Origin of the sequence: Blastopirellula marina (genome assembly GCF_002967715.1) — a bacterium.
Classification (GTDB): domain Bacteria; phylum Planctomycetota; class Planctomycetia; order Pirellulales; family Pirellulaceae; genus Bremerella; species Bremerella marina_B.
Window position 1 is genome coordinate 22,200 of record NZ_PUIA01000037.1, and the last position, 25,591, is coordinate 47,790.

Genomic DNA, 25,591 nt, shown 5'->3' on the forward strand with positions numbered 1-25,591 from the left:
AACAAGCCCTGGCAGTTGCTCGCCAGGGCCTGGGTATCAAGTCGTATTCCTTCTCCACCGTCGGCGAAGGAGAGAGAACAAGATTGGGCTACTTGCCGGTGAGAGCTTCCGGATCTTCGATAACCAGGTAATGACCGTGGTCGGCCGTCAGGATCAAGCAGGTATCGTCCCAGCCTCCGTGTGCTTCGATCCACTGGGTTACTTTGTGGAATGCCTGGTCGCCACTGAGGACGGCACCGATCGAGTCGTCGATGTTGTTTGAGTGGTTGGCCCAGTCGACGTCGCCTGATTCGATCATCAGCCACCATGGCTTCCCTTGGGCCTGCAGGACGTCGAGTGCCGCGATGCTCATGTCGGCCAGCGTAACGTTCTCGCGAAGGTCTGCTTCGGTGTACTTCTCAGCCGCAGTGGGGCCAGAGCTCTTGGAGCTGACCACCGGATCGTACTTTCCATCGGCTGTTTGAAACGGCAGATGCCCTCGAGCGACACCAAAGAAACCGAACAGGCGATGCCCTTCTTGGATGGCCTTGGTGACGCCTTGTTCTAGAACCTGCTTGCCATCCTGACCAGGCGTTCGCTGGGCCACGACATACTTGCCGCCGTTGGCCACATCGATGGCCTGCTGGTCCTCGGCAGTCAGGTAAGGATTGCCGGGGACGAAGTTCTTCCCCTGGTTTCCGTCCTTCTTCTTTTCATCTCCCCAGCCGCCGCCGATCAGAACATCGACACCAGGAAGACCGCCGGGGTGATAGACCGATGGCCGGCCGACCAGGTCGCGCGAGATGTCTTGATAGTCGTAGCGGTGCACGTTGTTGGCATAGGCGGCACCTGGCGTGGCATGGCAAATCGGAACGCTGGTCACCACGCCGATCTTCCAACCGTCGTCCTGCAACTGCCGGGCAATCGGCAAGACCTCGCGTCCCATGTAGTTGACGTTGATCGAGTTGTTATAGGTCTTGATGCCGGAGGTCATCGACGTGGCGGAGGATGCCGAATCGGTGAACGCGTGAACGATGTTCTTGCCTTTGGCGATCAGATAATCGGCGTCGGCCGGAACGCTCCACGGGAACTCGCCTGCTTCGCCGACGTTGTAGCCCCCCTTAGTGCTGCCGCCGGGGGAAGTGACGATCTGACGATCGATGTTGACGTCGGTTCCGCTGTTGTGCGGTGTCGTCACGAAGTAACCGAAGTCGGTCTTTGCGCCGCGGTAGTCTTGAAAGTGCAGCCCCGTTCCCCGCCCTTCGCGATAGCCTACCTTGCCGGACTTGTGGATGGCGGCTGCCCAGGTCGTTTGCCAGTCCATGCCGTCGTAAATGAACAGAATGACCCGCTTCTTGCCACTCTCGACGGCTTGTTTCTGCAAGCGATAGACGTCGGTCTGATCGAGGTACTCGGCCTTCGGATTGACCGTATCGGTCGGCAGGTAACCAAATAGCTGTTCGAGCTTCTCTTCGTTGCGATAGATGCTGTTGGTGCCGTCGAACGCATCCAAGTTAATTCCGAACGTGTAAATCGGGATCAGGCGGTTTGAGTGATTACCCCAGCTGGAATACTTTTCGCCGTTGGGGCCCCAGTGCAGCGACGTGGGACGACTGGTTTCGGCGTTGTTCTTCTGCAGTGACGAGACCGAATCGCGATCGAAGGTCTCAGCATAAGTGACCCAAGGGAGGAGTAGACTGAAAGAAACAAAACAAATCGCAGGAAGCTTCTTCAACACAGGCAGATCTCTGCAGGAAAACGGGAGGGAGGGAAGATGATTGGTCGCGAAACCTTTATTGAACATGCGAACCGCCTGGCTAGAAACCCCTTATGCGCACGATACGCTGCTTTTCGCGCAGGTCCCGCGAGATTCGAACGCGACAAGGACGTCTGCAGCGAGGTGATAGCAACCATTCTCAATGCACCTTCGCTATGCCGCTGCCAAAGCAGGCGGGGAGGAATGCCTTGTTTCGATGCAGCTGTTCGCCTGCTCTAACGACAATTGTTCCCTTCAAGCAGGCACCTCGAGTTGAAATTTGGTTCAGTATCGGAAAGGCGCAATTTTAATTGAGAAACCATTATCCTCTGTGCTCCGCTAATAACGACTATTAATCTTCCACAGAGAGCAAAAACAGCCCAATACGCGATATTTCCCACCTGATTCGCCCAGGTGATTACGACGGTTAGGCCTAAACTTTGCTGATATCCCGGTATACTCCGGCCCTGGATGCGATCAGCAAGCCAAGACCGGGATGTATTCCTCGCTATCTTCCTGCCAATTTCGAAAGTGCCTCTTGATGAAATCCCAAAGATCTTTGTCCGGCCGTTCAACAGGCCCGCGAAGCTGCCCGACGGATGCAGTGCAGCAACAACCTGAAACAGCTTGGTCTGGCGTTGCACAATTATCACGACACCAACGGCGCGTTCCCGATGGTTTCGTACGTCGATAACACCAACCGACCAGCAAGCTGGCTGGTGCGGATCTGGCCGTACATCGAACAATCGGCTGCGTACGATCAGTGCACCTTCCAAAGCGACTGGACCGGGATTGGCTTCGATCGCAACTGGCGCGTGACGACGACCGTCTTTGTTGACGGACTGAATTGCCCCTCGAACCCGATGGATCGTTACCTGACGCAAACCTCTAGCAGTGCCACGCAAAATGACGGGGCACCTGCGGAGGTTCAGTACCAGCGTGCCGACTACGTGGGCGTGGGTGGCGGTTACAACATGGCCGGTGCGACCCCCTCGCATTGGTACGGTTATCACGGGATGAACGATTACAACGGGATCTTCGTGGCACTCGACAGCCGCAACACGCAGACCACTGCATTCCGTGACATCACCGACGGCACGAGCAACACGCTGGCCGTGGGGGAACAGTCGAACTTCATTCGTTCGCTCAACACGTCCACTGGCGAAGTGACCTTCCACGACTCGCGCGAGTACGGTCACCGCGGCGGTGCCTGGAGTGGTGGCGGCGGCCACAACGGCAACGGTTCGTGGTACGGCAACTGGGAAGGGCATTCGTCCATCCGCGTTGGCATTAACTACGCCCACACCAGCGGATACAACAACCCACTGGGAACCGGCAACGATCCCGGCAAAGGGGGCCGCTCGGGGCATCACACGATCTTCACCTCGGCCCACCCCGGCGGTGCCTTGTTTGTGCTGGGTGACGGATCGACTCGATTTGTCAGCGAGAACATCACGCTGGATACGCTACGTAACCTGGCCAACCGTGCCGACGGCAAGGTGCTGGGCGAATACTAATCCGGGTTGAACGCCTGCTCGTAGATTTCATTCAAGGTGAACATGATGAATCGATTCCTATTATCCTCGTGCGTGCTGCTGGCCTTGTCGGCGACCGGGTGCTTTTCCGGCTCGGGGCAGTCACTGCATGCTGTTGAAGGGACGATCACCAAAGACGGTGTCCCCTTCGTCGATGCCAACCTCGAGTTCGAACCGCAAACGGCCGGTGCCCCTTCGTATGGCAAGTCAGACGAGAACGGCAACTTCAAGCTGTACTACTCGACCGGCAAGCCTGGGGCTGCTCCCGGTATGCATACGGTGAAAGTCCTCGGCGGCCGCAAGGCATCCGATGCCAGGCCAAACGAGCCGACCTCGAAAGAAGCCCCAGCTGCTCAGTTGAAGGAGTACCGGGGGAAAGAGATCGTCGTGACCGTTGAACCGGGCGGCGAGAACCGAGTCCAGATCGAACTGTAAATTCCACCACTTTTTGGAACAGAGAAGGTGGAACCTAAAGGGGCTCTTGCGGTTGCCTTGCCGCGAGGGCCCTTTTTCTGTTGGTTATCTCGCACGGAATGATCCGTTCGCGTGCGGCACCGTTTGTTACTTCGGCCCGCTGGCGTTGATCTTGTCGGCGTTGTGCTCTTTGCCGGCCCAGTCGCCGTAGGGGCGGTCCCCTTTGATGCGCTGGCCGGTCTTGCTGTCGACGTAGCCGGTGACGCGGTCGTAGAAGTCGACGGTGTAGTTCGCCGGCACGCTGTCGCCCGTTTCCTTTTGCCACTGGTCCATCACTTGGCGCATTTCGGCCAGATGCTTGGCGTACTTCCCATCGCCGACCAGGTTGTGCGTTTGCAGCGGGTCTTTGCTTGTGTCGTACAACTCTTCGGCCGGACGAGGTGCCAGCAGGACATCGGCCTGGGCAGGGGTCAGGTCGTCTTTGGCGTCGACAATGTCTTTGTGCGAAGGAGAACTGACCGAGTCGGCCGGGCCGAGCCAGGCTTTGTCAGGACGAGCATTGCGGACGTACAGAATCCCTTGCTGCGTGCGGACCGCGCGGCCGTGGGCTTCGTAGTCGTGCCAGTTATGCTCGCTGAACGCGTAGCCTCGCTTCGAGAGATTCTGCGTATTCTCCAGCAGTTGGGCAAAGCTAACGCCTTGGGCTTGCTCAGGCACCTTCACACCAGCCAGGCTGAGGAAAGTCGGGCAGATATCGATCACGCTGACCAGCTTGTTGTTGGTCGCACCGGCGTCCGTGATCCCGTTGGGCCAACTGACGACGAAGGGAGTCTTCATACCGCTGTCGTGAACGCGGGTTTTACCGCGGGGGAAGGGACGGCCATTGTCGGCCATGACGATGATCAGCGTGTTGTCGAACGCATTCTGGGCTTTGAGTTCTTCGCAGACCTGGCCAATGTAGTAGTCGAAGCGGGTGATCTCGTTGTGGTACGAAGCGAGGTCGTCGCGGGTGGCAGGCTCGTCACGCATGTACGGCGAGACCTTCACGTCGTCGGGATTGTGCTTCGGTCCGTAGTTGTCGGCCTGCCACTGCTTGTCGGCATCCCAACCACGGTGAGCGTCGGTAGCAGCGAACCAGAAGAAGAACGGCTTGTCTTTGGGACGCTTCTGCACCACATCGACCCAGTCCCCTTCCCCGCCGGAGTTGCCAGGGACATTCGTTCCGCGCTTATCGTCCCAGACGGCCTTCTCGTCGGCGCTATCTTGTGGCATATGATCTTTGCCAGCCAGGGCCGTGTAGTAGCCAGCTTCTTTAAGCAGCTTCGGAAACTTGACCAGGTGCGCCGGCAGCGGACGATGCAGTTCGCTGGCCGCCCCGTTGTTGTGCGGGTAGCGACCGGTGATGATGCTGCACCGGCTGGGGCTACAACTGCTGGCGGTGAGATACGCGTTGGTAAATTTCATCCCGCCTTTTGCCAGGGCATCGATGTTGGGGGTGCGGGCCGTTTCGCTGCCGTAACAGCCAAAGTCATTCCAACTGACGTCGTCGGCAATGAAGACGATGAAATTGGGGCGATCGTCGGCAACGGCAGGTATGGCGAAGGCGAACAGCAGCAAGGCCAGGGACAGAAATTGAATTCGAGACATGAGATTTCCGCGCGGCGTAGAGCAATGAGGTGAGGGGTGGGAGTTAAGACCAGTATCCTTCATGATGTTTGCCGGGTCAAACAGGCTGCGGTCGATCGGCCCTGATTCACGGCTGCTCGAGCTGGCACACGCGGAAGCCAGTCATGATGTCGTAGACATTCATCGGGCAAACGTGCCGATGCCCATTTTCACGGTCGTTCCAATTTTCCGTACGCACGTGATAGGGCCCATTGCGGACGATGCAATTTCCGGCTGGGGCTTTTCCGACAACAAATTCAGCACTCAGCCCATCAAGTGCGGTCGGGTACTTGGTAATATCGAACCGCCCTGTCGCTCCGAATAGAAAGTCATGGCGTTCGCGGCGGGTCATGATCCGCTGATCGATCAGCGAAGCAGCGAGGAGTTCCCCTTCGGTAGGCAGCCGCACCGATGCCCACTGACAATAGGCGGTGGCATCTTTAAAACTCACGTTGTGGACCGGAATGTTGGCTCGCTGGTTAGGACGGATCCCTTCCATTAGTTCACTCATCCGGAAGGAACCATCATCGTTTCGTTCGCAGTCGGTCAGGTAACCAGTCGCCTGAGTGAATGCTTCGAACTCGCCGGTAGTCACAGGTCGGCGAGAGATGCTAAAGGGAGCGAGTTCAATCCGCGATCCATCTTCAAACTCGGCAATCGCTCCGGTCACCGAGACGAAGCCATCGGAGAATCCGCGGAACTCACTAAGCTCCGCTCCCACGGAAACCTCCGCGATCTCCGGCATATCGGCTTCGATCAACTGCTCGAGCTGCGTCAAACACTTGTCACAGAACCAACCAAACAGCACTTCGTAGTTATTGGGCGTAGGACCTTGTTGAACTTCCAAATGCTTGATGAAACAAGGGCACGTCTGTTTGGCTTCGCGCTGCTGGATGAAGCGCTGGAACAAACGCGCCAACTTTGCCTGGGCATCTTCCACCTTTGAGGATAGTTGAATGCGAAAGCGATCGACTTCGTAGTCCAGGCTTGGCTTCTGTTGGATCTTCATGCTCATCCTACTGCCAAGGCACACCACCAGCCGCTTGAATTTGCTTCTGCATCGCTTGCTGCAGTTCGCGGAACTTCTTCTGGTTGGTCTTGGCCAGGTTGTTTTGTTCCTGGGGGTCTTCGTTCAGGTTGTAGAGTTCCAGCGGCGAGTAGGGATCGTTCTGCATCAGTTTCCAGCCGTCGCGGATGATGGCCTGGTACGCCTTGCCGCCGTAGCGTTGGCCTCCTTCGCGGCGGACGAAGTACAGATCGCGCGGCTGCTTGGGCATTGGCTTCCCTTCCAGCAGCGGGACCAGGCTCACCGCGTTCAGGTCCTGGGCCGGGGTGCCGCCTGCAAGTTCGACAAAGGTAGGAAACACATCAAAATTCAGCCCTTGGTAATCGGTACTGCTGCCAGGCTGAACGTGGCCGGGCCAGCGTACGAAGAATGGGACCTTCAGCCCGCCGTCGTAGTGGCTTTGCTTGCCGTCGCGCCATGGATCGTTGTTCTGGGCATGTGGCAGGCTGCCGCCGTTATCGCTGCCGAAGTAGACGATCGTGTTCTCGGCCAGGCCGAACGTATCGAGCGCCTTGAGCACCTTGGCCACCGCATCGTCCAAATGCTGCACGAAGGCGACGTTCATGGCGCGCTTGTCATCGAGCTGTGGCTTGGCCTTCTTTACCGCGTCGAGATACTCTTTTGGCGGTTCGATCGGGAAGTGCGGGGCATTGAAGGCCAGGTACAGAAAGAAAGGCTGCTCCTTGTTGGCCCCACGCGTACAGATGTATTGATGCGCCCACTGGGCGAAGAGCTCGGTGGCATGCCCTTCCGGGTCAATCTCGCGATCGTTATAACGCATGTAGTTGTTCCCCTCGCGGCGATGCGTGATGTAGCTGTCCATCATGTCGCCGAGGAACCCGTGAAAGTGATCGAAGCCGCGCTCGTTGGGTGTGTTAGGAGATTCCAAACCGAGGTGCCACTTGCCGATGCACGCGGTCGTGTACCCTTGCTTCTTCAGTTCATCGGCCAGCGTTGGAACGCCTTGCTTGAGATAGCCCCACGAGTTGTCCGGTTTGGTGCGAATCACGCCTGGCACACCCACCAGGTCAGCATACCGACCGGTTAGAAGTGCTGCCCGCGAAGGGGAGCAGACCGTGCAGTTGGCCCGCATCTGCGTGAAGGTCATCCCTTCGGCGGCCAGCTTGTCGATGTTGGGGGTGGCGACGTCGGAGTCGTGATAGGTCGAAACGTCGCCGTAGCCGAGGTCATCGGTATAGATGATCACAAAGTTCGGCCGCTTGGGTTCGGCGGCCAGGGCAAACGTGGCGATCGTTAACAGGATGAGAAGTGAGAGGAGGGATTTCATGGGTGGGGCCGTGTTGAAAGAGGAATAGAGGGTAGATGCTCGTCCTTACTTCGCGAACTCTTCCTCGTGCAGTTTCGTCAGTCGTTTGACGACGTCAGGGTTCTTATCGGCAAGGTTTGTCTTCTCGCCGGGGTCTTCGGCGATGTTGGCCAGGAAGAGTTTGAACGAGGCGTTCTGGGCGTCTTCGTGCGTGTCGCGGGTATTGGCGATCAGCTTCCAGTCCCCTGCCCTCACGGCCCAGGCCGCATTCGGTCCGTTGCCGACTTGCCAGTGCAGTGGATGATTGAAGTGGGGAGACTGGGCGGTGGCATCTTTCAGCATGCCCACCATCGAGCGGCCATCGAGGTGGGTCTCAGGCAGTTTCACGCCGGTCAGCTCGGCGAGGGTCGGCATCCAGTCGCAGGCATGGGCCATTTGATCGCGGACTTCCCCTTCGGGGAGTTGGCCAGGCCAGCTGATGATGCCTGGCAGGCGAATGCCTCCTTCGAACATGCTGAACTTGGCACCGCGGTAAGGTCCGCTGTTGCCGCCGCCGAAGTGAGCCCGCTCTTCGGTGGAATAGCCGTTATCGGACTGATAGATGATGATCGTCTTCTTCCGCAGGTCGAGCTTATCGAGCTTGGCCAATACCTGGCCGACACGTTCGTCTTGCGAAGCAATGAACGCGGCGTACAGATTTCGCGGATAGGCAACATCCTTGAAATGCTCGAGCCACTTCGCTTCCCCTTGGTAAGGATAGTGGGGCGTGTTCATCGCGTAGTAGATGAAGAAGGGCTTTTCCTGGTTCTGCTCGATGAACGCACACGCTTCGTCGGCCATCAGCTGCGGAAAGTACTTTCCGTCTTCATGCACTTCTTCGCCGTTGCGCCACAGGTCGTGACGGTTGGGTCCGTTCCAGTAAAAGAAGTGAGAGTAGTTGTCGATACAGCCCCCCATGTGCCCGATCGAGTAGTCGAACCCCTGGGCCAGCGGCATGGTGTCTTCGGTGTAGCCGATATGCCACTTGCCGATGTGGGCCGTCGCGTAGCCGGCGTCTTTGAACATCTCGGCAAGGGTGATCTCTTCATTAGGCAGCGCACCGGCGGCCCCCTGCTTCGACGAACAGTTGTTCGGCACGCCAGCACGAACCGGCCAACGCCCCGTCATCGCTCCAGCGCGGGATGGAGAACAGACCGGAGCGGCGGAGTAAAACTGTGTCAGGCGAACCCCATGCACGGCCAGCGAATCCATATGCGGCGTGTGCAGGTCCTTCGATCCGTAGCACCCGGCATCGACCGAGCCTTGGTCGTCGGCGAGAATGAAGATCACATTAGGCTTTTCATCTGCCAGTAGCGAGGAAGATGTCGCCAGCAGGAGACAGGCCGTTAACAGCGAGGAAACTCGATTCATGGAAAGTGGAACCCAGGGGGAAACGGAAGGATATCGGTGGCCTTTTAGTATCCTCGACTGGAAAAGGCGGGTCAAATTTCCCCCCGCTGGGAGCTATTGATGGGATTAGAATACTTCGCCAAGCTCGATCAACCCCTCGACCCGCGACAAAACGCGGTCCTGTTCGATTTGCTTGCCCAGCGATTTGGGCTAATACGGCTTTCTCAAAGCGATTGCGAATTACGTCTACAAACACCTGATCGTGCAAACGACTCCTGGGAAGCGGTGCGAATCGCTGTGAAGCCGCAAGAGGTCTACGTCTGCTTTTCTGGCTGGAATGGGCACGAATACCCGCGACTACTTGAATTTATTTCGCAATGGATGGCTGAGGCTGGATTCACTTGCCATTTCCAGGAAGAGTAGAATAAGCCGCAACACCACTGCCCCGTACAAGGAACCGCTGCCATGTTCGACCCCGAAGCGAAAGCAGTTACCGCTCAGGCCTTAAAGCAGATCGAAGCGGATGGATCGGATCTGTCGAAACCGCTGGAGATGGATTTCTTTATCGCGGTGCCCAGCCAGGAAGCTGGCGAACAGATCGCCAACGAGGCCCGCAAGATCGGGTTTGAAACGAGCGTCGAAGAAGACGAAGAATCTGGCGAGTGGACCTGCTACTGCACCAAGACCATTCTGGCGACCGTTGATACGGTGTTTGAAATCGAAGAGAACCTGGACGATCTGGCTGATCCGTTTGGTGGCTTCAGCGATGGCTTCGGCACGTTTGGTAATAAAGACGATTAGCTAAGCAGCGCGACAACCGAGGTCGCGCGTACTACTGGCTTTGGATCATCTTCTGTACCGACTCGGGAAAGAGATTCAGCAGATCGTCCACGTCGAAGGGTAAGCGCCGCTGGAAATCGAGGTCCGCCGTTTTGTAGGCGTACATAGCCCCTTCTTTCACCGGGACTTGAAGCTGCTCTGGCTTGATCGGCGTCTCGAAGTCGGCCTGATCGAAGTGGTACATCGTCACGTGGCAGACATCTTCCGACAGCATGCTGAAGTCGAGAATCAACCGAGGCATCGGAAAGCGGCACCGATCACTGGGCTGTTGCAGATGCAGAAATAACGTGCAACCAAAGACGCGGTTGGTCTTTTTGTCGACCGTGGCCACGGCCAGAATCGCATCTTGCCTGGGGTCGACCCACAGCCAGTTCTCGAACTGAGGGAAATCGATCACATGAAACGTCTTCCCCCCTGCTTCCCGTAGCACGTAAGGACGATCTAGCGATCGCGTGCTGCGCCCCAAGACTTCTGCCGGGTTGAAGCTGCCGGCCAACTGCGGGCGCGGGGCACGATGCTCGATCGACTGCTCGTCTCCATTTCGCTGCAGCGAAACCTCGGAGACTGGCGAACGGGCATGGATGTGCTCGGTCGTGTTGTACGAAGTACGATCGACGAACGTTTCGTTGTTGTAGTCGTAGATCGTGGTTGTCCACGCAGGCCCTTGGATCAGTTCGATCTTCACACCTGGCGGCGACGGTGGGATCTCGTGTTTGACGACGGTAAAGCCCAGTTGATCGAGGAACTTCCACTTCAGAACTGCCTCGCGATCGTATGGAATCGCTTCCAACTGATCGCGCAGCTTCACGACATCGGCCACCGCCTTTAGCTGAACGCCGTCGAGATCGGCGATGAGAGCCCGCTGCAGTTCCAGGTGCCCTTGCTTGGGGATCGTCAAGCGATCGCGCAGCTTCGGTTCATCAGCCCGCGCGGCCTGGGGCGTAGCAAGTACGATTAGGGCAAGCAGCAGTAGACGTCGACCGAGCATGGGCCGTTCTCCGGGAGTTGTGTGGGTATGCCGTTAGCTTAATTCAAATCCTCGGCATTCGCACATCCTTCCCCCCAGGGAAGCCTGGCAGTGGTCGCTCGATCAGAAGTCTGGCAGCTCCATGCCATGCTCGCGACACAGATTTTCGGTCCGCTCTTTGACGTCCTGGCGAACCCACAAATGCTTACCGCGGTGATATTGAGTGAAATCGATCGTCACGGTTTCGGGTGGTTGATCGAAGAACACATGACGCAACTTCTTGATATCGCGGCCCAAGGTCTCTGGCCAATCACCCTTCTGACCCAGCCGACCTTCGCGGTACTCGCCGCGAGAGTTCAGTCCTTCGATCACCCCCACTTCGCCGTAGATCAACGAGAAAACGGTCGGTTCGGCATCTTCCCAGGTATCAGGATGGTAATGCCAAGGACCGAACCCGACGTAACCTCCAAACCCACGATTCTGATCCATCAACACGAAGATCGACTCTCCCTGTTCTTGCGATGGAAGAATGGAGATGTGCGATATTTCCTGCTCGTCCCCCAAGTGCTCCTCGATGTGCGGCCAACACAGCGATTGCCGCAGGTCCTCGATCGTTGGAATTCGATCCATGACAATCCTCCTCTCCCCAGCGCGAAGCAGCCACATCTGCGACCCAACTTAGTCGCAGAGCTGAAATGAGGACTACTTTTCATCGAGAAGGTTCGGTGCCGCGAACGACATTCGAACGGTGAGGCAGATTATACGCCGTCGTAGCTTTCAACCGCTTTGGTAATCTCGGCGATCTCGTTGTCATTCAGCTCGATGCTGCCGGCCTTGGCGTTGTCGACCGCTTGCTGAGGTGTTCTGGCACCGCATAGAACGTGCGAGCATCCTCGCTGGGCCAGCGTCCAGGCCATGGTCAGCTGGGCGAGGGTGGCATCGTGCTTTTGGGCAATGGCCCGCATTGGTTCGAGCATCGCTTGCACCTTGCTCACATTTTCAGGTGCGAAGCGCGGCTTGAAGTTGCGCTGGTCCCCTTCGTCGTACTTACGCTCTGGCGTGATCTTGCCGGTCAACAGACCTTGGCTCAATGGGCTATAAGCCAGGAACGCGAGGTCGTGCTTGTCGCAGTAACCGAGGTTGGACTTTTCCATATCGCGGTCGAGCATCGAATACTTTTCCTGATCGGTATCCAACTCGCCGAACTGGCGGTAGGCGTTCATCTCTTCCTGGGTCGCATTGCAGACACCGATCGCACGGATCTTCCCTTCCTTTTTCAGCTCCATCAGCGTTTCCATGCGCTCGCCAATCGGCGTGTTGTCCATCTGCCAGTGCGTCTGGTAGAGATCGATCACGTCAGTCTGCAGCAGTTTCAAGCTGCGCTCGACTTCTTCGCGGATGCCATCTTTGCCGCTGTAGATGAAGACGTCGAAGCTTTCGTCGGTCTTTTCACCGCTCCAGTCGACGTTCTGTTTGGTAGTGCTGAACCGCTTGGTGGCCCGCTTCTTTTGGGCGTCGGTCAGATCCCACCGCATGCTGCACTTGGTGGCGACAATGACCTTGTCGCGCCGATCGGCGATGGCCTTGCCGACGACTTCTTCGCTGCGGCCAAAACCATACATGGGGGCCGTATCGATCAAGTTACCGCCGGCATCGAGGTAGGCGTGAATGGCCGCGATCGATTCCTTTTCATCGGCTCCGCCCCAGGTCCATCCACCGATAGCCCAGGCCCCGAAAGCGACGACCGATGCTTCGATGCCTGATTTTCCGAGAGGACGTGTTTTCATGATGCTCTTTCTGTTCTGAGTTTTTTCGCGGAGGGTTCAGCATTGGGGGAATCGGGCGAGTGGTTACATTCGCAGTACGATCTTACCGAATTGCTCGCCTTGTTCCATCCGGGACAACGCTTCGCTGCCTTGGGCCAGGCTGAAGACTTGATCGATCACCGGGCGAATCTGGTGCTTGTCGACCAACTGCAGCATGCCGCGAAAGTCGGCCGGCGAGCCCATCGTCGAACCGATCAGCTTCAATTGATTCCAAAAGACTTTGAACATATCGATCGTTTCCGGTGGCCCCGTCGTAGCACCGTAGTTCACGATGCGTCCGCCAGGGGCCGCCAACGAAATCAAGTTCGCGTAGCCCTTGCCAGCGGCGCTGTCGATAATCAGGTTCGGTCGACCGAACTCTTCGGCCGCTTTCTTGTGCCAACCTTCCTCGCGGTAGTTGAAACCAGCGACCGCGCCCAGCTCTTTGGCTTTGGCCAACTTCTCGGGGCTGGAAGAGGTGACCGCGACGTCCGCCCCGATCGCGACGGCAAACTGCAACGCGAGGGTTGCTACTCCGCCGCCAATGCCGCTGACCAAGACTTTCTCACCGGGGCGCAGTTGCCCCTGCGACATGGTGGCGCGGAATGCCGTGACGCCAGCCAAGGGGAGCGCGGCCGCTTCTTCCCAGCTGAGATGCTTAGGCTTGGCCCGCAGGGTTTCGACCGGCACATGCATGTGGCTGGTGAACGTTCCGTTATGGGGCATTCCCAGGATGGTGAACTCGGCCGATTGAGCCGCTTCGCTGGCCCCCCAGTCCCAACCGGGGTTGATGATCACCTCCTGGTTGAGCCAGCTGTTGTCGGTGTCGCTACCGAAATGCGTGACGATGCCGGCCCCGTCCGAACCGAGCACTTTGGGGAGTTCAATTCCCGGGTACATGCCCTGGGTAATCCAGTAGTCGCGATGATTGAGCGCGGCGGCTTTCATCTCGATCTTGGCGTAACCTGGCTTCAGCTCCCCTAAATCGTAGTCACATAGCTCTAAGGGGGACTTAAGCTCTTTAATCATCAATCCTGGCATGCGGTTGTCCTTTCCCGAAAATCATCGTCGTGGGGGAAGCGGCGGTGTGAAACCTTTGGCCCATTCGGGTCATACGAGTAGAATGAATGATCGCTCATCCTTCCACCGTCCTTCCCTAGATTCCTCGCGCGTGATTGGTAACTTCTCACTGTTTCGGCCACTTGTTGTTTGCATCGTAGGGCTTGGCTGCGCTTGGGCAACGTCTGCTTGCCCGGCATCCGCTCAGGAGTTCGCCACACCGCAGCTGAAACAAAGCGCCGCGCAGTTCCATGTGGACATCCTACCTATTCTCAATCAATATTGCCTGGACTGCCACACGAGCGACGCCCCTTCCGGCAATGTCGCGTTAGATCGGTTTGATTCGCCTCAGGCGATGTTCTCGCAGGTGCGCACCTGGCTGAAGATGGCCCAGACGCAGAACGACCAGTTCATGCCCCCCAAAGACGAAGACCAACCAACCGAGGCCGAGCGGAAAGTACTGGTCACTTGGGCCGAGTCGCTGGGGAAGCATCTCGACGAGAAACCGTCGACCGATCCCGGCCAGGTTGTCTTTCGCCGCTTGAATCGCTTGCAATACAACAACACCATGCGCGACCTGCTGGGGGTCGATTACGATGTTGCCACCGCCGTGGGGTTGCCAGAAGATCCGGTAGCGTTCGGCTTCAACAACATCGGCACGGTGCTGGAGATCCCGCCGTTACAACTGGAGAAGTACCTGGCCGCGGCCGACGAGATGCTTTCGCGGGCGGTTGATACCAAGCCGGCTTCCTTCTCGTTTGATATGACGAAGGTCGATTTCGACCTGGAAGGGAAGATGCCGGAAGGAAAAGGCAAAGATGGCCCCATTCCTCCAGCGACCGAAGTGGTGAACGGCTATCGCTTGTTCCGCTTGAACAGCACGCATCACTTTCCGCTGACGCTGGAAAAGGCCGGTACCTATCGTTTGACGCTGGCTACGTGGGGGCACAAGGGGCCACAGTGGATCAAGTGGCAGCCAAACCTGGCGATCCGTATCAACGGTCAGGTCGTCAAATCGATTTCGGTGCTTAGTGTTCGCGAAAGTCCCGGCACTGAAGTTCTCACGCTCCGGCTCCCTGCCGGTAAAGTCGATCTTTCCATCGAGTTCGTCAACTCCGAGATTGGTCCAGGCTGGGCCGAGAACGATCATCGTTTTCGACACCTGGGCTGGAAGTCATTGGAAGTGACCGGCCCTGTCTCGCCACAAGGAATTGTGCCGAGCCAGGAAGCTCACGAGAAGATCTTCGTCGCACACCCTTCCGATACGCTCGGACCGAAAGAGGCGGCACGGCAGGTTCTCACCCAGTTCGTGACGCGTGCGTTTCGTCGCCCAGCGCAGCCTGAGGAGATCGACCGGCTGCTAACCATCTTCGACATGGCCCAGACCGAGGGTTCCACGTTTGAGGAAAGCGTTCGCTACAGCTTGAAGGCTGTGCTTGTCTCGCCACAGTTTCTCTTCCGCATCGAACAAACGCCCACCGGCAGTGCACCGCAGCGGGTAACCGACTACGAACTGGCCTCGCGGCTGAGTCACTTCCTGTGGAACACCATGCCTGACGAAGAGCTCTTTCGCCTGGCGGCCGAGAACCGGCTGCATGAGCCGGACGTTTTGAAGCAACAAGCGACACGGCTACTCGCCGACGAGCGCAGCAAGGTCTTCGTGCATGACTTTGCCGAGCAGTGGCTGCACCTGGATGAACTGGACCACGCGCTGCCCAGTGAAGAGTTCTTCCCCGAATTCACGGCTCGTACGCGGCATGCAATGCGGACCGAGGTGCTGATGTTCATGGACCACCTGGTGCAAGAGAACCGCAGCGTAATCGAGCTCTTGGATTCCGACTACTCGTTCACCAACCGCGAGCTGACCCCCCTCTACCGCTATGGCGGCTACCAAAACGAATTCCAAAAGGCCGAGATCAACAAGCAACGTAATCCCGAGCGGGGTGGTCTATTGGGGATGGGCGGCATCTTGGCAATGACTTCGCACGTCTCGCGAAACAGTCCCACGCGCCGCGGGAAGTGGGTGCTGGATGTTATCGTGGGTGATCCACCAGCCCCGCCCCCACCCGATGTCGAGCAGATCGACGAAGGGTCCGATAAAAACCAAGCCAAAAGTTTTCGCGAGCTGCTATCGCTGCATGCGGATGAGTCTTCCTCGTGTGCCGGCTGTCACCGCAAGATGGACCCGTTGGGCTTCGCCCTGGACGAATTCAACCCGATTGGCCGCTTCGAGCGCGAGCGGCAAGGGCAGAAGGTCAATGCGAGTGGCGTGCTGCCTGGCGGGCGAGAATTGAATGGGGTCGTTCAGCTCAAAGAAATTTTGCTGGAGCAGAAGTCCCATTTCGTGCGAAACTTAACAGAGCAGATGATGACCTATGCCCTGGGTCGCGAGCTGACCTACGAAGATCGTCCTGCCGTGGCAGCTATTGCGGATAGGCTTGAGAAGAACGACTACAAAATGCAAGAGTTGATTTACGGCATCGTCGAGAGTTATCCCTTCCAGTACCAGCGCGGCGCTAACCAGCGTGTCGCTTCCAACTAGTCACAAGCACTCACTCACTGAGTATCGCCATGAGCATGAAACCGATCTCCCGTCGAACGCTGCTGAAAGGAACCGGCGCGGCACTCGCCTTGCCGTGGCTGGAATCCATGGTGACCAGCAAAGCCCTGGCCGCTGCCGCGAGTGTGGCTCCGATGCGGATGGGTATTTACTCGACGGTCGGCGGGACCGTGATCGAATCGTGGAAGCCTGAGAAGGCAGGTGTCCTCGGCGAACTACCTTCGATCCTGCGCCCTATGGAAGCGCACAAGGATAAGATGCTCGTTCTTTCCGGTCTGGCCAATCATGGCCGCTCGAAGAACGTCAACGCGCACGAGCATTGTGCTTCGATGCATCTGACGGCGGCGGCGGAAGTGGGTAAGGAGAACGGCGTACCGGTCACCACCATCTCGGTCGATCAGATGGCGGCCAAGCATCTGGGGTCGCAGACTTATCTGCCCAGCTTGGAAATGACGACGACCCCGGATGAGTGGAAGTATTCGTATCGCGACAAGGGGGAGCCGGTTCCGTACGAAATGAACCCGCGGGTTGTCTTCGATCGAATGTTCCGTGGCCGCGAACCCATGGCTCCCGATTGGTCGGCCCGGGCTAAGCGTCGTGCGGAGAATCAGGCGAAACAAGCCAGTGCACCGGCCGAGAAGTCGCTCGATCGCCACATCCTGGACATGGTGATGGAAGATGCACGGCGGCTGCAGAAGAAAGTCGGCACGTTCGACAAACAAAAGCTCGACCAGTACCTGGCCAGCGTCGAATCGGTCGAACGGCGGATCGCATTGGTCGAAACGCAAGCGGCCGAGATGATGGCCGACGGGATGGGTGTGCCAGCCGTGATTCCCAAGGGCCTGCCAGCCAATGCCCACGAGTGGGATCCGATTCACCAGGTATCGTCACAAGACCCGGAAGTTCAATCACAGGTTATCGACCTGATGGGAGACCTGTTCGTCCTCGCGCTGCAAACCGACACGACACGCGTGGCCACGATGGCGGTTGGTAGCGATGGTTCGATGATGCCCGGCGTCGTGACCGTTGGTTTCGAACGCCACTTCCACACGCTCGAGCACCAAGGGGGCAACCCCGATCCTCGCCGTAGCGACCCGATCGCTCGTGAGGCGTGCCGCCAGGTGAGTCACTGGTTCGTGCAGCACTTTGCCCGCGTGGTCGATAAGATGGCGGCCATCGATGAAGGGGGCACGAGCCTGCTCGACAACACGCTGCTGCTGTTCACCAGCTACATGGCCGACGGCGGCCACCACCGCGAAGACTACCCGGCGATGCTGGTCGGCAACGCTCAAGGAACCCTCAACACCGGCCGCCACATCGCCTTTCCACAAGGAACACCGATGGCGAACCTCTTCGTCGAAATGCTCGACCGCGTGGGGGTGAAAGTGGGCGAGTTCGGCGACAGTATCACTTCCCCCGGGGCCGCGTTTGGCGGGCGGCTGCCTGACTTGGTTTGATCGCGGCTAAACGTTCGTCCCAAGGTTGTCGGATGACTACCGACGTCTTCGTCGGATAGCCACCCGGGAGCGGCAACCAGCTACGAAGATGGCTATCACCGAAGACAGTGTAGCCATCCTACGACTTCGTGCAGACGTTATTAAACATTCGCCCCAAGGCGGTGACTTAACCGATGCAGTGTTGGGCTGGCGTCGTCGTCGGGCAAGTGAACGTGGATGATGCTCATTGCGTCGCGGTCGTCCCAGGCCTTGTGCAAGGCGGCGTGGAATTCTTTTTCGGTACTCACTTCATACCCGGTACCTCCACGCAGGACTTCAGGCAACTTGCTATACGACCAGGCGTGGATCTCGTTGTACTTCCAGTCGCCGGGATGCAGCCAACGTTCGGTGCCGTAGCCGTGGTTATCGAGCACGATGATCACCGGGTCGTAGCCGAGACGTACGATGGTCGACAGTTCCATTCCGGTCATCTGGAAAGCCCCGTCCCCGATCACCGCCACGATGCGAGCCTTGTGGTTGGCGGTCTGCGCGCCGAGGGTTGCCGGCACGGCGAATCCCATGGACGTGTAATACGCGGGGCTCAAGAATTCGCTACGTCCCTGGGTCACCAGTTCGGTCGCGGCGAACAGCGAGTCACCGATATCGGCGATCACTACCGTTTCGTCATCCAACAGCGGATTGATCATCTGCATCATGCGGCGCGTAGTAATCGGCTGATCAGTGATGTCGCCAACCGGGGGCATCTGCATGCGGATCCCTTCTGGCAGCGCGCGTTTGACGCAGGGGATGTCTCGCTTGGCCAAATGCCGCACGAAGTCAGGCAGCGTGATGCCGTGGTAGTGATGATGCTTCAGACGCAACTGCTCGCTGGTCGCGTAGATGCATTTCGACGGATCGAGGTTCGCCGTGAATACTCCCATGTTGATATCGGTCATGAACGTCCCCAGCAGCAAAACCAGGTCGCTCTCTTCGACAAACCGGGTAACCTCTTCCCGGCCAATCGCTCCTTCGTAAAGACCGACATACAAAGGATGGGTTTCGCGAATGACGCTCTTGCCAAGCACCGTCGCGGCAACGGGAATTTGAGTGTGTTCGGCCAGGGCGACCAGCTCATCCTGCAGATGAAAGCGGTGCAGTTCGACGCCAGCCAGAATGACGGGCTTTTCAGCGTTTTGAATCAACTGAGCCGCTTCGCCAACGGCTTCCGACAAGGCCTGAGGATCGCTCGTGTTCTCCTGCGAAGGGAAGACGTGGCTGATGTGTGGGATGACGTTCACCATGTCGCGCGGCAGTTCGATGTAGCCTGGGCGCTTGAAACGGACGACCGCGTCGAGCACACGATCGATCTCGCGAAAGGCGCTCACCGGGTCGGAAAGTTCCGCGCCGGCGATGCATAGCTTTTCGAACACATCTTTCTGCGTGTTGAAGTCGCGCACCATATGGTGCAGCAGCGGATTGTTGGTGCGTTCACGCAGGCCGGGCGAACCGGTGAGGATGACGACCGGCGACTTCTCGGCATATGCCCCGGCAATGCTGTTACAGATGCTCAGTCCGCCCACGCAGTACGTAACGCAGACCGCACCGAGTCCTTTCACGCGAGCGTAGGCATCGGCAGCGAAGCCAGCACAGTCTTCTCGCGTACAGCCGACGACATTGATCGGGCTCTTTTCGAGCATGCCGTAGAAGGAAAGGATGTAGTCGCCGGGGATCCCGAAGATGTCTTCCAGGCCGTATTCCTGGAGTCGGCGAATGAGGTACTGTCCGATCGAAACCCCGCTCACTGTTTGCGAGACGGGCACACTGGGGGAAGGGGCGGAACGATTCATCCTGGTCGACTCCCAATCAAACAGTAGGTGTGAAATGCCAGCTACCTCTATTCTAGAAATTCACCCGGTTCAGGGCAGCTAATTCTTCTTCGTGCTAGCATTTACAGCGCCTACCCCCACCCCATTCCCCCAGAGTATGCCCAACTACGTATCCCACCAGAAGGGTTATTTTCGCGTGACAACGGGGGTTTTGCGAGATCCAGGACCTTTTACGTGTGAAATGAGAGATTCCTCACAGATCAGTTGTTATGGCGCTATCTAAACTTCGTTTGTCTTTCTTTGAATTCTAATTTCGCGAGTTATCCGACAGCCGGGCAGCGTCTGACGGGAACTTTGGGCGGGGGGTGAAGTGGTCCGGCTGTCTCACTGCCCCGAGACGAAGGTCGTTTCGCCTCCCCCCTTTTCTTTGCTATGCGATCACTGGCGCATGGTTTGCTTCCTGCTTTTCTTAAGAGCGGATGAGCCAAGCGGCTCAACAAGATTTTTCTCGCAAGACATTTTCGAGGAGAACACCATGTCCAAACAGCAAGAACTCGATCGGGGTTATCCTCAATCGGATCCAAATTCCAACTCGCCACCGATGGCCGTATCCTGGTTGGCGATCGTCTTGGTCGGCTTAGGTTTGATTGCCGGGCTCATCGTTCTGGGTCCGGCGTTGGCACTCTTCCAGTCAAACTGATTTAATGGGCGATGTCGCGAATGTTTTAGCCCATTGAATAGCTGCCACGCCCCATGCCTGATTCACACCCCGATTCCGATCCATCGCTGGCCGACGTCAACAATCAGCGTGATCGCTCGCGAACACCGATGATTATCGGTGGCGTGCTCTTTCTAATGATTGTTCTCGGCTGCGTGGTCTTCGGGCCGGTCGCCTCGGCTTTATTGCAGGCACGGGAAAATGCACGGCGGACGATGTGCATGGAACATCTGCATGAGATCGGCGTGCAGATCGAGGATTACTACGAGGTCCACAATGCGTTCCCGCCTGGGTGGGAAGTGCCGATGAACGAAGCCCCTTCGCTGCCAACATGGGGTTGGCCATCCAAGCTCGTCAGCCTGACCGGCGTCACTTATCCCACACCAGAAGACCTGAAGCAGCCACTGGCCGAAGTGCTAATCGCCGATGACCAGCGGATGGAGTTTGTACAGACTTACTTCCAGGGCTATCTGTGCCCATCGGACGATGCGCTGGCTTACGGCGGCGAGAACCACCCGGACCGCCGCTGGATTCACGATGGGAATCCGGTCCCCTTCGGACTGAGCATGTACGTTGGCAACGCGGGGCATCGTCACGATGCGGTCGGCAGCCAGATGAACACCGGCATATTCTTCGGCAACTCGGCCGTGACTCTGGCTGACGTAACCGACGGCATCAGTCATACGATCATGATCGGCGAACGCGACCTCACCCAATGCCGCGCCGGTAGCTGGCCAGGCGTGCCTGATCCGATGAAGCACGATGGTGGCCCGTCGATCTGGAATGTGGTTGCCGGGGCCAAGCCGAAGATCAACGCGCCCCCTTGGGACGGTGATACGTTATGCGGCGAAGGCTTTTCGAGCATGCACCCAGGCGGAGCGAACGTGCTGCTGGTGGATGGCTCGGTGCCGTTTCTAACGAGTGATACCGACACCCAATGGCAAGCCGAACCGACCCCTGGCTCGATTGGTGTCCTACAGCAGATGATGATCCGCAACGATGGCGAAAACAGCAGCCCCTAGTTGGACTGCGTAATCATCTTCAGCCACTCAATGGCCATGGGGATGCCTGGATCGAGCATCGGGTCGAAGTGCCCTCCGCTGGGGACGCGCACGATCGTGACATCGTTTCCCATTTCACGAAGCTTTTTGCCAAACGAATCGGCTGGCCCGGTGATATCGGACCGGTCGTCCCCGGCAATAAACAGAAACGTAGGCTGGCTTAAGCGGTGGATGTGCGTGAGGGGCGAAATCCCGTTGACGTAGACGCCGGCCTCGGGCACGATCTGGGCATTCTGAACGTAGGTGATGCCATCGATCCCCAGCGAAGCGCGGATATCGACTGCCGGCATAAACGCGATAGCCCCTTTCACTTGAGGTTCCATCTCGGCAACATACAGGGCCATCGTTCCGGCAGAACTGTGACCGGCGGTATAGAACTGCTGCGGATTCACAAACGAGACTTTCTCGCGTGCATAGGCCATCGCAATCTGTGCGTTGAGCAGCCCTGACTTTGCCTGACGGAATTTCTCGGCGGCCGATTTCAGCTGGGCATCGGTGGAGTTCTCGGCATCTGCGTTGCCACTAAGTTCGTAGGCGACGACCGCAAAACCGGCTTTCACCCATGGCAAGTGTTCAGGAGAATCCCCATCGGCCAGCTGCAGACCATGGATCATCATCGTCCCCGCAGGGGCAATGAAGACGCACGGCACCTTCGACTGAGGAAGCGGGTCAGGCTGATAGATCCACAGCGTCATCGTTTGGCCGTCGGGTAGCCTGGTCTGGACGACTGCTTTACGGACACCGGGACCCTGTGACCTGAAGACCGCATCGGGGGCCTGCTTGGCAATCGCACCCAGGTAGTTCATGGGGGCGAGCAACTGGTCGGCAAACTCGCTTTCCACAAGCGTCTCGGTGACAGGCTGGTTTTGGGAACAACCCAAGCCAAAACAGAGGGCAACCGAGAATCCAGCGAGTATGACAAACGAGCGGTACGACATTAGGCAACCTGATAAACCAATTGGGGGAACAGCACCATTGTAACTCGGGGGATACGAAGAGTGAAACAGTGGCTCCGTCGTGGTAGCCGTCTGGTTGTCAGGTTTGACGAAACGGCTAACCTTGGGGTTTTCGCTGACCCGAAGCTACCTCATGCCACGCACGAAGTCGAAATCTCGCTCGAAACCAGAGGATTCTTCGCCTGTGAGCGGGTCGCTGGCGGCTTTTCAATCGCATGTATTTGCCTGGTTTGCGACCCATAAACGGGATTTACCGTGGCGAGAATCGCAAGATCCTTATCGTGTCTGGATCAGCGAGATCATGCTTCAGCAGACACAAGTCGCGACCGTGAAAGAATATTTTCGGCGATTTACGGCCGAGTTTCCCCACGTGAGCGACCTGGCAGCGGCCGAAGAGCAGCAGGTGCTACGCCTGTGGGAGGGACTTGGTTACTATCGTCGGGCTCGTCAGCTACATGCCGCGGCCAAGGAAATTGTCGAACGCTACGACGGACAGTTTCCGCAAACGGTCGACCAGATCCAGAGCCTGCCGGGCATCGGTAGGTACACGGCAGGGGCGATTGCTTCGATTGCCTACGGGCAGAAGGCTCCGATTCTGGAAGCAAATACGCAGCGGCTGTTCGCTCGGCTGATTGGCTGGGACCACGTATTATCCACGTCGGCCAGTCAGAAACGACTGTGGCAATTCGCCGAAGATCTTCTTCCCGATCATGACGTGGGCATCTTTAACCAGGCCCTGATGGAGATCGGCAGCCTGGTCTGCACGCCCAAGAGCCCCAACTGCTCGCAGTGCCCCCTCGCGGTGCACTGCCAGGCGTATCAACAAGGTCGCCAAGACGAGATCCCGCAGCCCAAGAAGAAAATCGAGTTTATCCCCGTTACTGAGATTGCCCTGGTCGTGCGGCGGAAAAATGAAGTTCTGCTACGGCAATGTGGACAAGAGGAACGCTGGGCAGGTCTTTGGGATTTCCCACGTTTCACGGTCGCTAATGAAGAAGAGCTGAGTGGCGTGGCTGGCCAACTGCAGGAGGCCTCCGGCATTGAGGCCTCGTTAGGATCGCACGTGACGACCATCAAGCATGGCGTGACCAAGTACCGCATCACGCTTTTATGTCACGAAATGACGTATCAGAAGGGTCGCCTGCGCCCCGAGGCTGGCCCCGATGGACAACCTCGCGTGTGGCAATGGCGCGATGCCTCGCATCTGACCGATCTTCCGCTGTCGACGACCGGTCGTAAGCTGGCCAAGTTGGTCTAACTTATCGCCGGCCGCGGGCGTCTTCCGTTGTGACGAACTCGCCCCACAACTGCTCGACACTCTTGCCGGTTGTCTCGCGGATCATGACGTTCTGGTATTCGTTCTTCCGGATCGCTTCGTTGATCTTCTGCACGATGCCGGGATGGGTCTTCTCTAGCCAAGCGACGAACTGGGCACTGGTGCGGTAACCGTCGCGGTAGCTTTGCCGCTCGGGATCAATCCCGCGAAGCCGTGTCTTGGGTTCGTACTGGTAGAAGCGAATGTAGTCGGCAATTCCCTCCACCAACCAGAAAGGACCACCACGGGGATAGGCCTGAATGGCATGCACCAGTTCGTGAATCACCATGCCGTTATCTTCGGGGTGCTGCTTGACCCAATTGCCGGCAATCACGATCTGGTTACCAATGGTATGGGCTACGCCTTCCATATCCTTCTTGAAGACAACGCGGATCTCTTGAGGTGGCGTGAAGCCTTCCTGCTGAAGCATCTCGGCGATCTTCGGATGCCACTCCCGGATCAACTTGGACGCGTTATCGCCCCACTCCTTCAACTCCGGGACTTCGCTCGTATCGACGATAACCTTTAGCTCAGGGAGTGCCGGCTCTTGAGGGTTATCGTTGGCATAGGCGAAAGCAGGGGCTAAAAGCAGCCCTGCGAGAAGCAAGAGTGACAGTCGCATCCAGTGGCCTCTTCGGTTGCGAAAGGAGAACGAATGGAACCTAAACATTGTGCCCCATCGTAGCCCAAGAAAATCTCTATCGCATTGAGGTCCATTCCGGATTTGTATATTTTTCCGCAACTAATTGAGCGGTCAAATCGCGAGGCCAATCGACCATTTCGCCCGATGTTTCCCAGGCCTCAAGCAGTCTTTGACGGATGATATCGCGGGGGATAGGAACGTTGGTGACGAACGATTCGTGAGGACGCTGCTGGCGATAGTCGGGCATTCGCGGAGGCGTACGAAGAAGTTCTGGAATGAGTGTTAAGTCGAAGTCGTACAATAGCGTACCGTGATAGATCAGATGCGTGCGTTTGCATCGCAGGCTATTGCCTGAGAACTTTCGCCCGTCGAGCGTCAGGTCACACGTCCCTTGGAAATCGATCTCAGGCACTTCACGCGCGAGCGACTTTTGCAATCGCCCCATCACATACTGGTGGCAGACATCCAGTGCCGCAAGCTCGGGATGCAACTGGTAACTTAGGACGACGGCGTACATCAAACATCCGCAGCCGGTTACCACCGACGCACCACCACTGGCCCGGCGGAGAAACGGAATACGACGTTGCTGGCAAACCTCGACGTTCACTTCTTCGTGCAGCCGTGAAGCACGCCCAATAACGACCAGCGGATCAACTGGTTCCCAGACTCGCAAGACTTCTACCGGTTGATCGCCAGACTCGGCGGCGCTGAGCAGAGCCTCGTCCAGCGCCAGATTCTCTTCGGGTGACGGCAGCGTAAGATCGAGAAGTTGCATGGGCCCGTTTGCTTCAGCCTAGCTGCGACTCTTGCCGGAAAATGCAAAAGCACTACCCATGAGAACCAAACCCAGGACCACGCCGGCCACCGAGAGGATCAAGAAAGTCTGTCTCGATTCGTAGACATCCAGCACGTAACGGTCGCGAGAGGCATTGCCGCGCATGTCGCCGAGCGCCTGGCTACTGGTTGCGAAAGCCCAGAAGTCGAGCGTGTCTTTCATCGACCACTGCTCGACGTCCCCTTCGATCAGTTCGATGGGGACTTCGCGGGCCTTGTCCAGCGACTCGAGTGGAGTGATCTGATACAAAAACGCCGAACTAACCGAACAACCCAGCAGCAAGAGCAATCCGACGACGAACATGATCGATTGACCAACCGACCATTCGCGCCGCACGGGGGCTTGTTCTTTTTCGACCAGCGGCAGCTTTTTCAGTTCGCTAAGCGTAGGAACTTCGACCGTCTTGCCACTAGCCGTGGTAATCATTTCACCGGCTTGCGAGGACTCGACGTGAACCTCTTCGCCATCTGGGGTTGTCAGCAGATAAGTTTGAGCCATA

22 protein-coding genes and 1 pseudogene are annotated in these 25,591 nt (G+C 57.6%); 9 read left to right on the top strand and 14 right to left on the bottom strand.

What is annotated here, in order from left to right:
* Positions 1-88 precede the first annotated feature (88 nt).
* On the bottom strand, positions 89-1,717 hold the full coding sequence (locus C5Y96_RS11870) for an alkaline phosphatase (RefSeq protein WP_233198931.1): 1,629 nt from the start codon (positions 1,715-1,717) through the stop codon (positions 89-91).
* Between the two features lie 602 nt (positions 1,718-2,319).
* Between C5Y96_RS11870 and C5Y96_RS11875 the strand changes: the two are divergent.
* Positions 2,320-3,252, top strand: a pseudogene (locus C5Y96_RS11875) (DUF1559 domain-containing protein); the annotation flags it as partial.
* Positions 3,253-3,294: 42 nt separating this feature from the next.
* The gene (locus C5Y96_RS11880; RefSeq protein ID WP_146115633.1) at positions 3,295-3,705 is read left to right on the top strand and encodes a carboxypeptidase regulatory-like domain-containing protein; all 411 of its coding nucleotides are present in this window, start codon (positions 3,295-3,297) and stop codon (positions 3,703-3,705) included.
* Between the two features lie 126 nt (positions 3,706-3,831).
* Here C5Y96_RS11880 and C5Y96_RS11885 read toward each other — a convergent pair whose 3' ends face one another.
* From C5Y96_RS11885 to C5Y96_RS11900, 4 genes are all read right to left on the bottom strand, one after another.
* The gene (locus C5Y96_RS11885; protein WP_105353451.1) at positions 3,832-5,331 is read right to left on the bottom strand and encodes a sulfatase; all 1,500 of its coding nucleotides are present in this window, start codon (positions 5,329-5,331) and stop codon (positions 3,832-3,834) included.
* Positions 5,332-5,437: 106 nt separating this feature from the next.
* Positions 5,438-6,358: an SUMF1/EgtB/PvdO family nonheme iron enzyme gene (locus C5Y96_RS11890; RefSeq protein WP_158261197.1), complete on the bottom strand. Its 921-nt coding sequence runs from the start codon at positions 6,356-6,358 to the stop codon at positions 5,438-5,440.
* A 7-nt stretch (positions 6,359-6,365) separates the two neighbouring features.
* Positions 6,366-7,703, bottom strand: a complete 1,338-nt coding sequence (locus tag C5Y96_RS11895; RefSeq protein ID WP_105353455.1) for a sulfatase-like hydrolase/transferase — start codon at positions 7,701-7,703, stop codon at positions 6,366-6,368.
* A 45-nt stretch (positions 7,704-7,748) separates the two neighbouring features.
* Entirely contained in the window at positions 7,749-9,092 is a 1,344-nt protein-coding gene (locus C5Y96_RS11900) for a sulfatase-like hydrolase/transferase (protein WP_105353457.1), read from the bottom strand.
* A gap of 99 nt (positions 9,093-9,191) precedes the next feature.
* On the opposite strand from C5Y96_RS11900, the gene C5Y96_RS11905 reads away from it, so the two are divergent.
* Entirely contained in the window at positions 9,192-9,494 is a 303-nt protein-coding gene (locus tag C5Y96_RS11905) for a hypothetical protein (RefSeq protein WP_105353459.1), read from the top strand.
* A 42-nt stretch (positions 9,495-9,536) separates the two neighbouring features.
* Complete coding sequence (locus C5Y96_RS11910; RefSeq protein WP_105353461.1) at positions 9,537-9,872, top strand: ribonuclease E inhibitor RraB; 336 nt, start codon at positions 9,537-9,539, stop codon at positions 9,870-9,872.
* Positions 9,873-9,903: 31 nt separating this feature from the next.
* On the opposite strand, the gene C5Y96_RS11915 is transcribed toward C5Y96_RS11910, so the two are convergent.
* The 4 genes from C5Y96_RS11915 to C5Y96_RS11930 form a co-directional block, all read right to left on the bottom strand.
* Entirely contained in the window at positions 9,904-10,899 is a 996-nt protein-coding gene (locus C5Y96_RS11915; protein WP_105353463.1) for a hypothetical protein, read from the bottom strand.
* A 102-nt stretch (positions 10,900-11,001) separates the two neighbouring features.
* A complete protein-coding gene (locus tag C5Y96_RS11920; protein WP_105353465.1) occupies positions 11,002-11,508 on the bottom strand; it encodes a hypothetical protein in 507 nt (168 codons plus the stop codon).
* Positions 11,509-11,636: 128 nt separating this feature from the next.
* The gene (locus C5Y96_RS11925; RefSeq protein ID WP_105353467.1) at positions 11,637-12,665 is read right to left on the bottom strand and encodes an aldo/keto reductase; all 1,029 of its coding nucleotides are present in this window, start codon (positions 12,663-12,665) and stop codon (positions 11,637-11,639) included.
* A 63-nt stretch (positions 12,666-12,728) separates the two neighbouring features.
* Positions 12,729-13,724, bottom strand: coding sequence for a zinc-binding dehydrogenase (locus tag C5Y96_RS11930; protein ID WP_105353468.1), 996 nt, complete (start codon positions 13,722-13,724; stop codon positions 12,729-12,731).
* 271 nt (positions 13,725-13,995) lie between these two features.
* On the opposite strand from C5Y96_RS11930, the gene C5Y96_RS11935 reads away from it, so the two are divergent.
* Positions 13,996-16,284 (top strand): DUF1592 domain-containing protein, encoded by a 2,289-nt coding sequence (locus C5Y96_RS11935; protein ID WP_158261198.1) that lies wholly within the window; start codon positions 13,996-13,998, stop codon positions 16,282-16,284.
* Between the two features lie 29 nt (positions 16,285-16,313).
* Positions 16,314-17,759, top strand: coding sequence for a DUF1552 domain-containing protein (locus C5Y96_RS11940; protein WP_105353472.1), 1,446 nt, complete (start codon positions 16,314-16,316; stop codon positions 17,757-17,759).
* 140 nt (positions 17,760-17,899) lie between these two features.
* Here the strand turns inward: C5Y96_RS11940 and C5Y96_RS11945 are convergent, their stop codons facing one another.
* The gene (locus tag C5Y96_RS11945) at positions 17,900-19,585 is read right to left on the bottom strand and encodes an alpha-keto acid decarboxylase family protein (protein ID WP_105353474.1); all 1,686 of its coding nucleotides are present in this window, start codon (positions 19,583-19,585) and stop codon (positions 17,900-17,902) included.
* Between the two features lie 514 nt (positions 19,586-20,099).
* Between C5Y96_RS11945 and C5Y96_RS27355 the strand changes: the two genes are divergently transcribed.
* Both C5Y96_RS27355 and C5Y96_RS11950 read left to right on the top strand, forming a co-directional pair.
* A complete protein-coding gene (locus C5Y96_RS27355; RefSeq protein WP_158261199.1) occupies positions 20,100-20,264 on the top strand; it encodes a hypothetical protein in 165 nt (54 codons plus the stop codon).
* Between the two features lie 53 nt (positions 20,265-20,317).
* A complete protein-coding gene (locus C5Y96_RS11950) occupies positions 20,318-21,304 on the top strand; it encodes a DUF1559 domain-containing protein (RefSeq protein ID WP_105353476.1) in 987 nt (328 codons plus the stop codon).
* On the opposite strand, the gene C5Y96_RS11955 is transcribed toward C5Y96_RS11950, so the two are convergent.
* Positions 21,301-22,281, bottom strand: coding sequence for an alpha/beta hydrolase family protein (locus C5Y96_RS11955; RefSeq protein WP_105353478.1), 981 nt, complete (start codon positions 22,279-22,281; stop codon positions 21,301-21,303). The genes C5Y96_RS11950 and C5Y96_RS11955 overlap by 4 nt on opposite strands.
* Positions 22,282-22,483: 202 nt before the next feature.
* Between C5Y96_RS11955 and mutY the strand changes: the two genes are divergently transcribed.
* Complete coding sequence (gene mutY, locus C5Y96_RS11960; RefSeq protein ID WP_233198932.1) at positions 22,484-23,557, top strand: A/G-specific adenine glycosylase; 1,074 nt, start codon at positions 22,484-22,486, stop codon at positions 23,555-23,557.
* A gap of 1 nt (position 23,558) precedes the next feature.
* Here the strand turns inward: mutY and C5Y96_RS11965 are convergent, their stop codons facing one another.
* The 3 genes from C5Y96_RS11965 to C5Y96_RS11975 form a co-directional block, all read right to left on the bottom strand.
* The gene (locus C5Y96_RS11965) at positions 23,559-24,236 is read right to left on the bottom strand and encodes a basic secretory protein-like protein (RefSeq protein ID WP_158261200.1); all 678 of its coding nucleotides are present in this window, start codon (positions 24,234-24,236) and stop codon (positions 23,559-23,561) included.
* Positions 24,237-24,312: 76 nt separating this feature from the next.
* Positions 24,313-25,032 (bottom strand): biotin/lipoate A/B protein ligase family protein, encoded by a 720-nt coding sequence (locus tag C5Y96_RS11970; RefSeq protein WP_105353485.1) that lies wholly within the window; start codon positions 25,030-25,032, stop codon positions 24,313-24,315.
* Positions 25,033-25,050: 18 nt separating this feature from the next.
* On the bottom strand, positions 25,051-25,590 hold the full coding sequence (locus C5Y96_RS11975; protein ID WP_105353488.1) for a hypothetical protein: 540 nt from the start codon (positions 25,588-25,590) through the stop codon (positions 25,051-25,053).
* Position 25,591 lies beyond the last annotated feature (1 nt).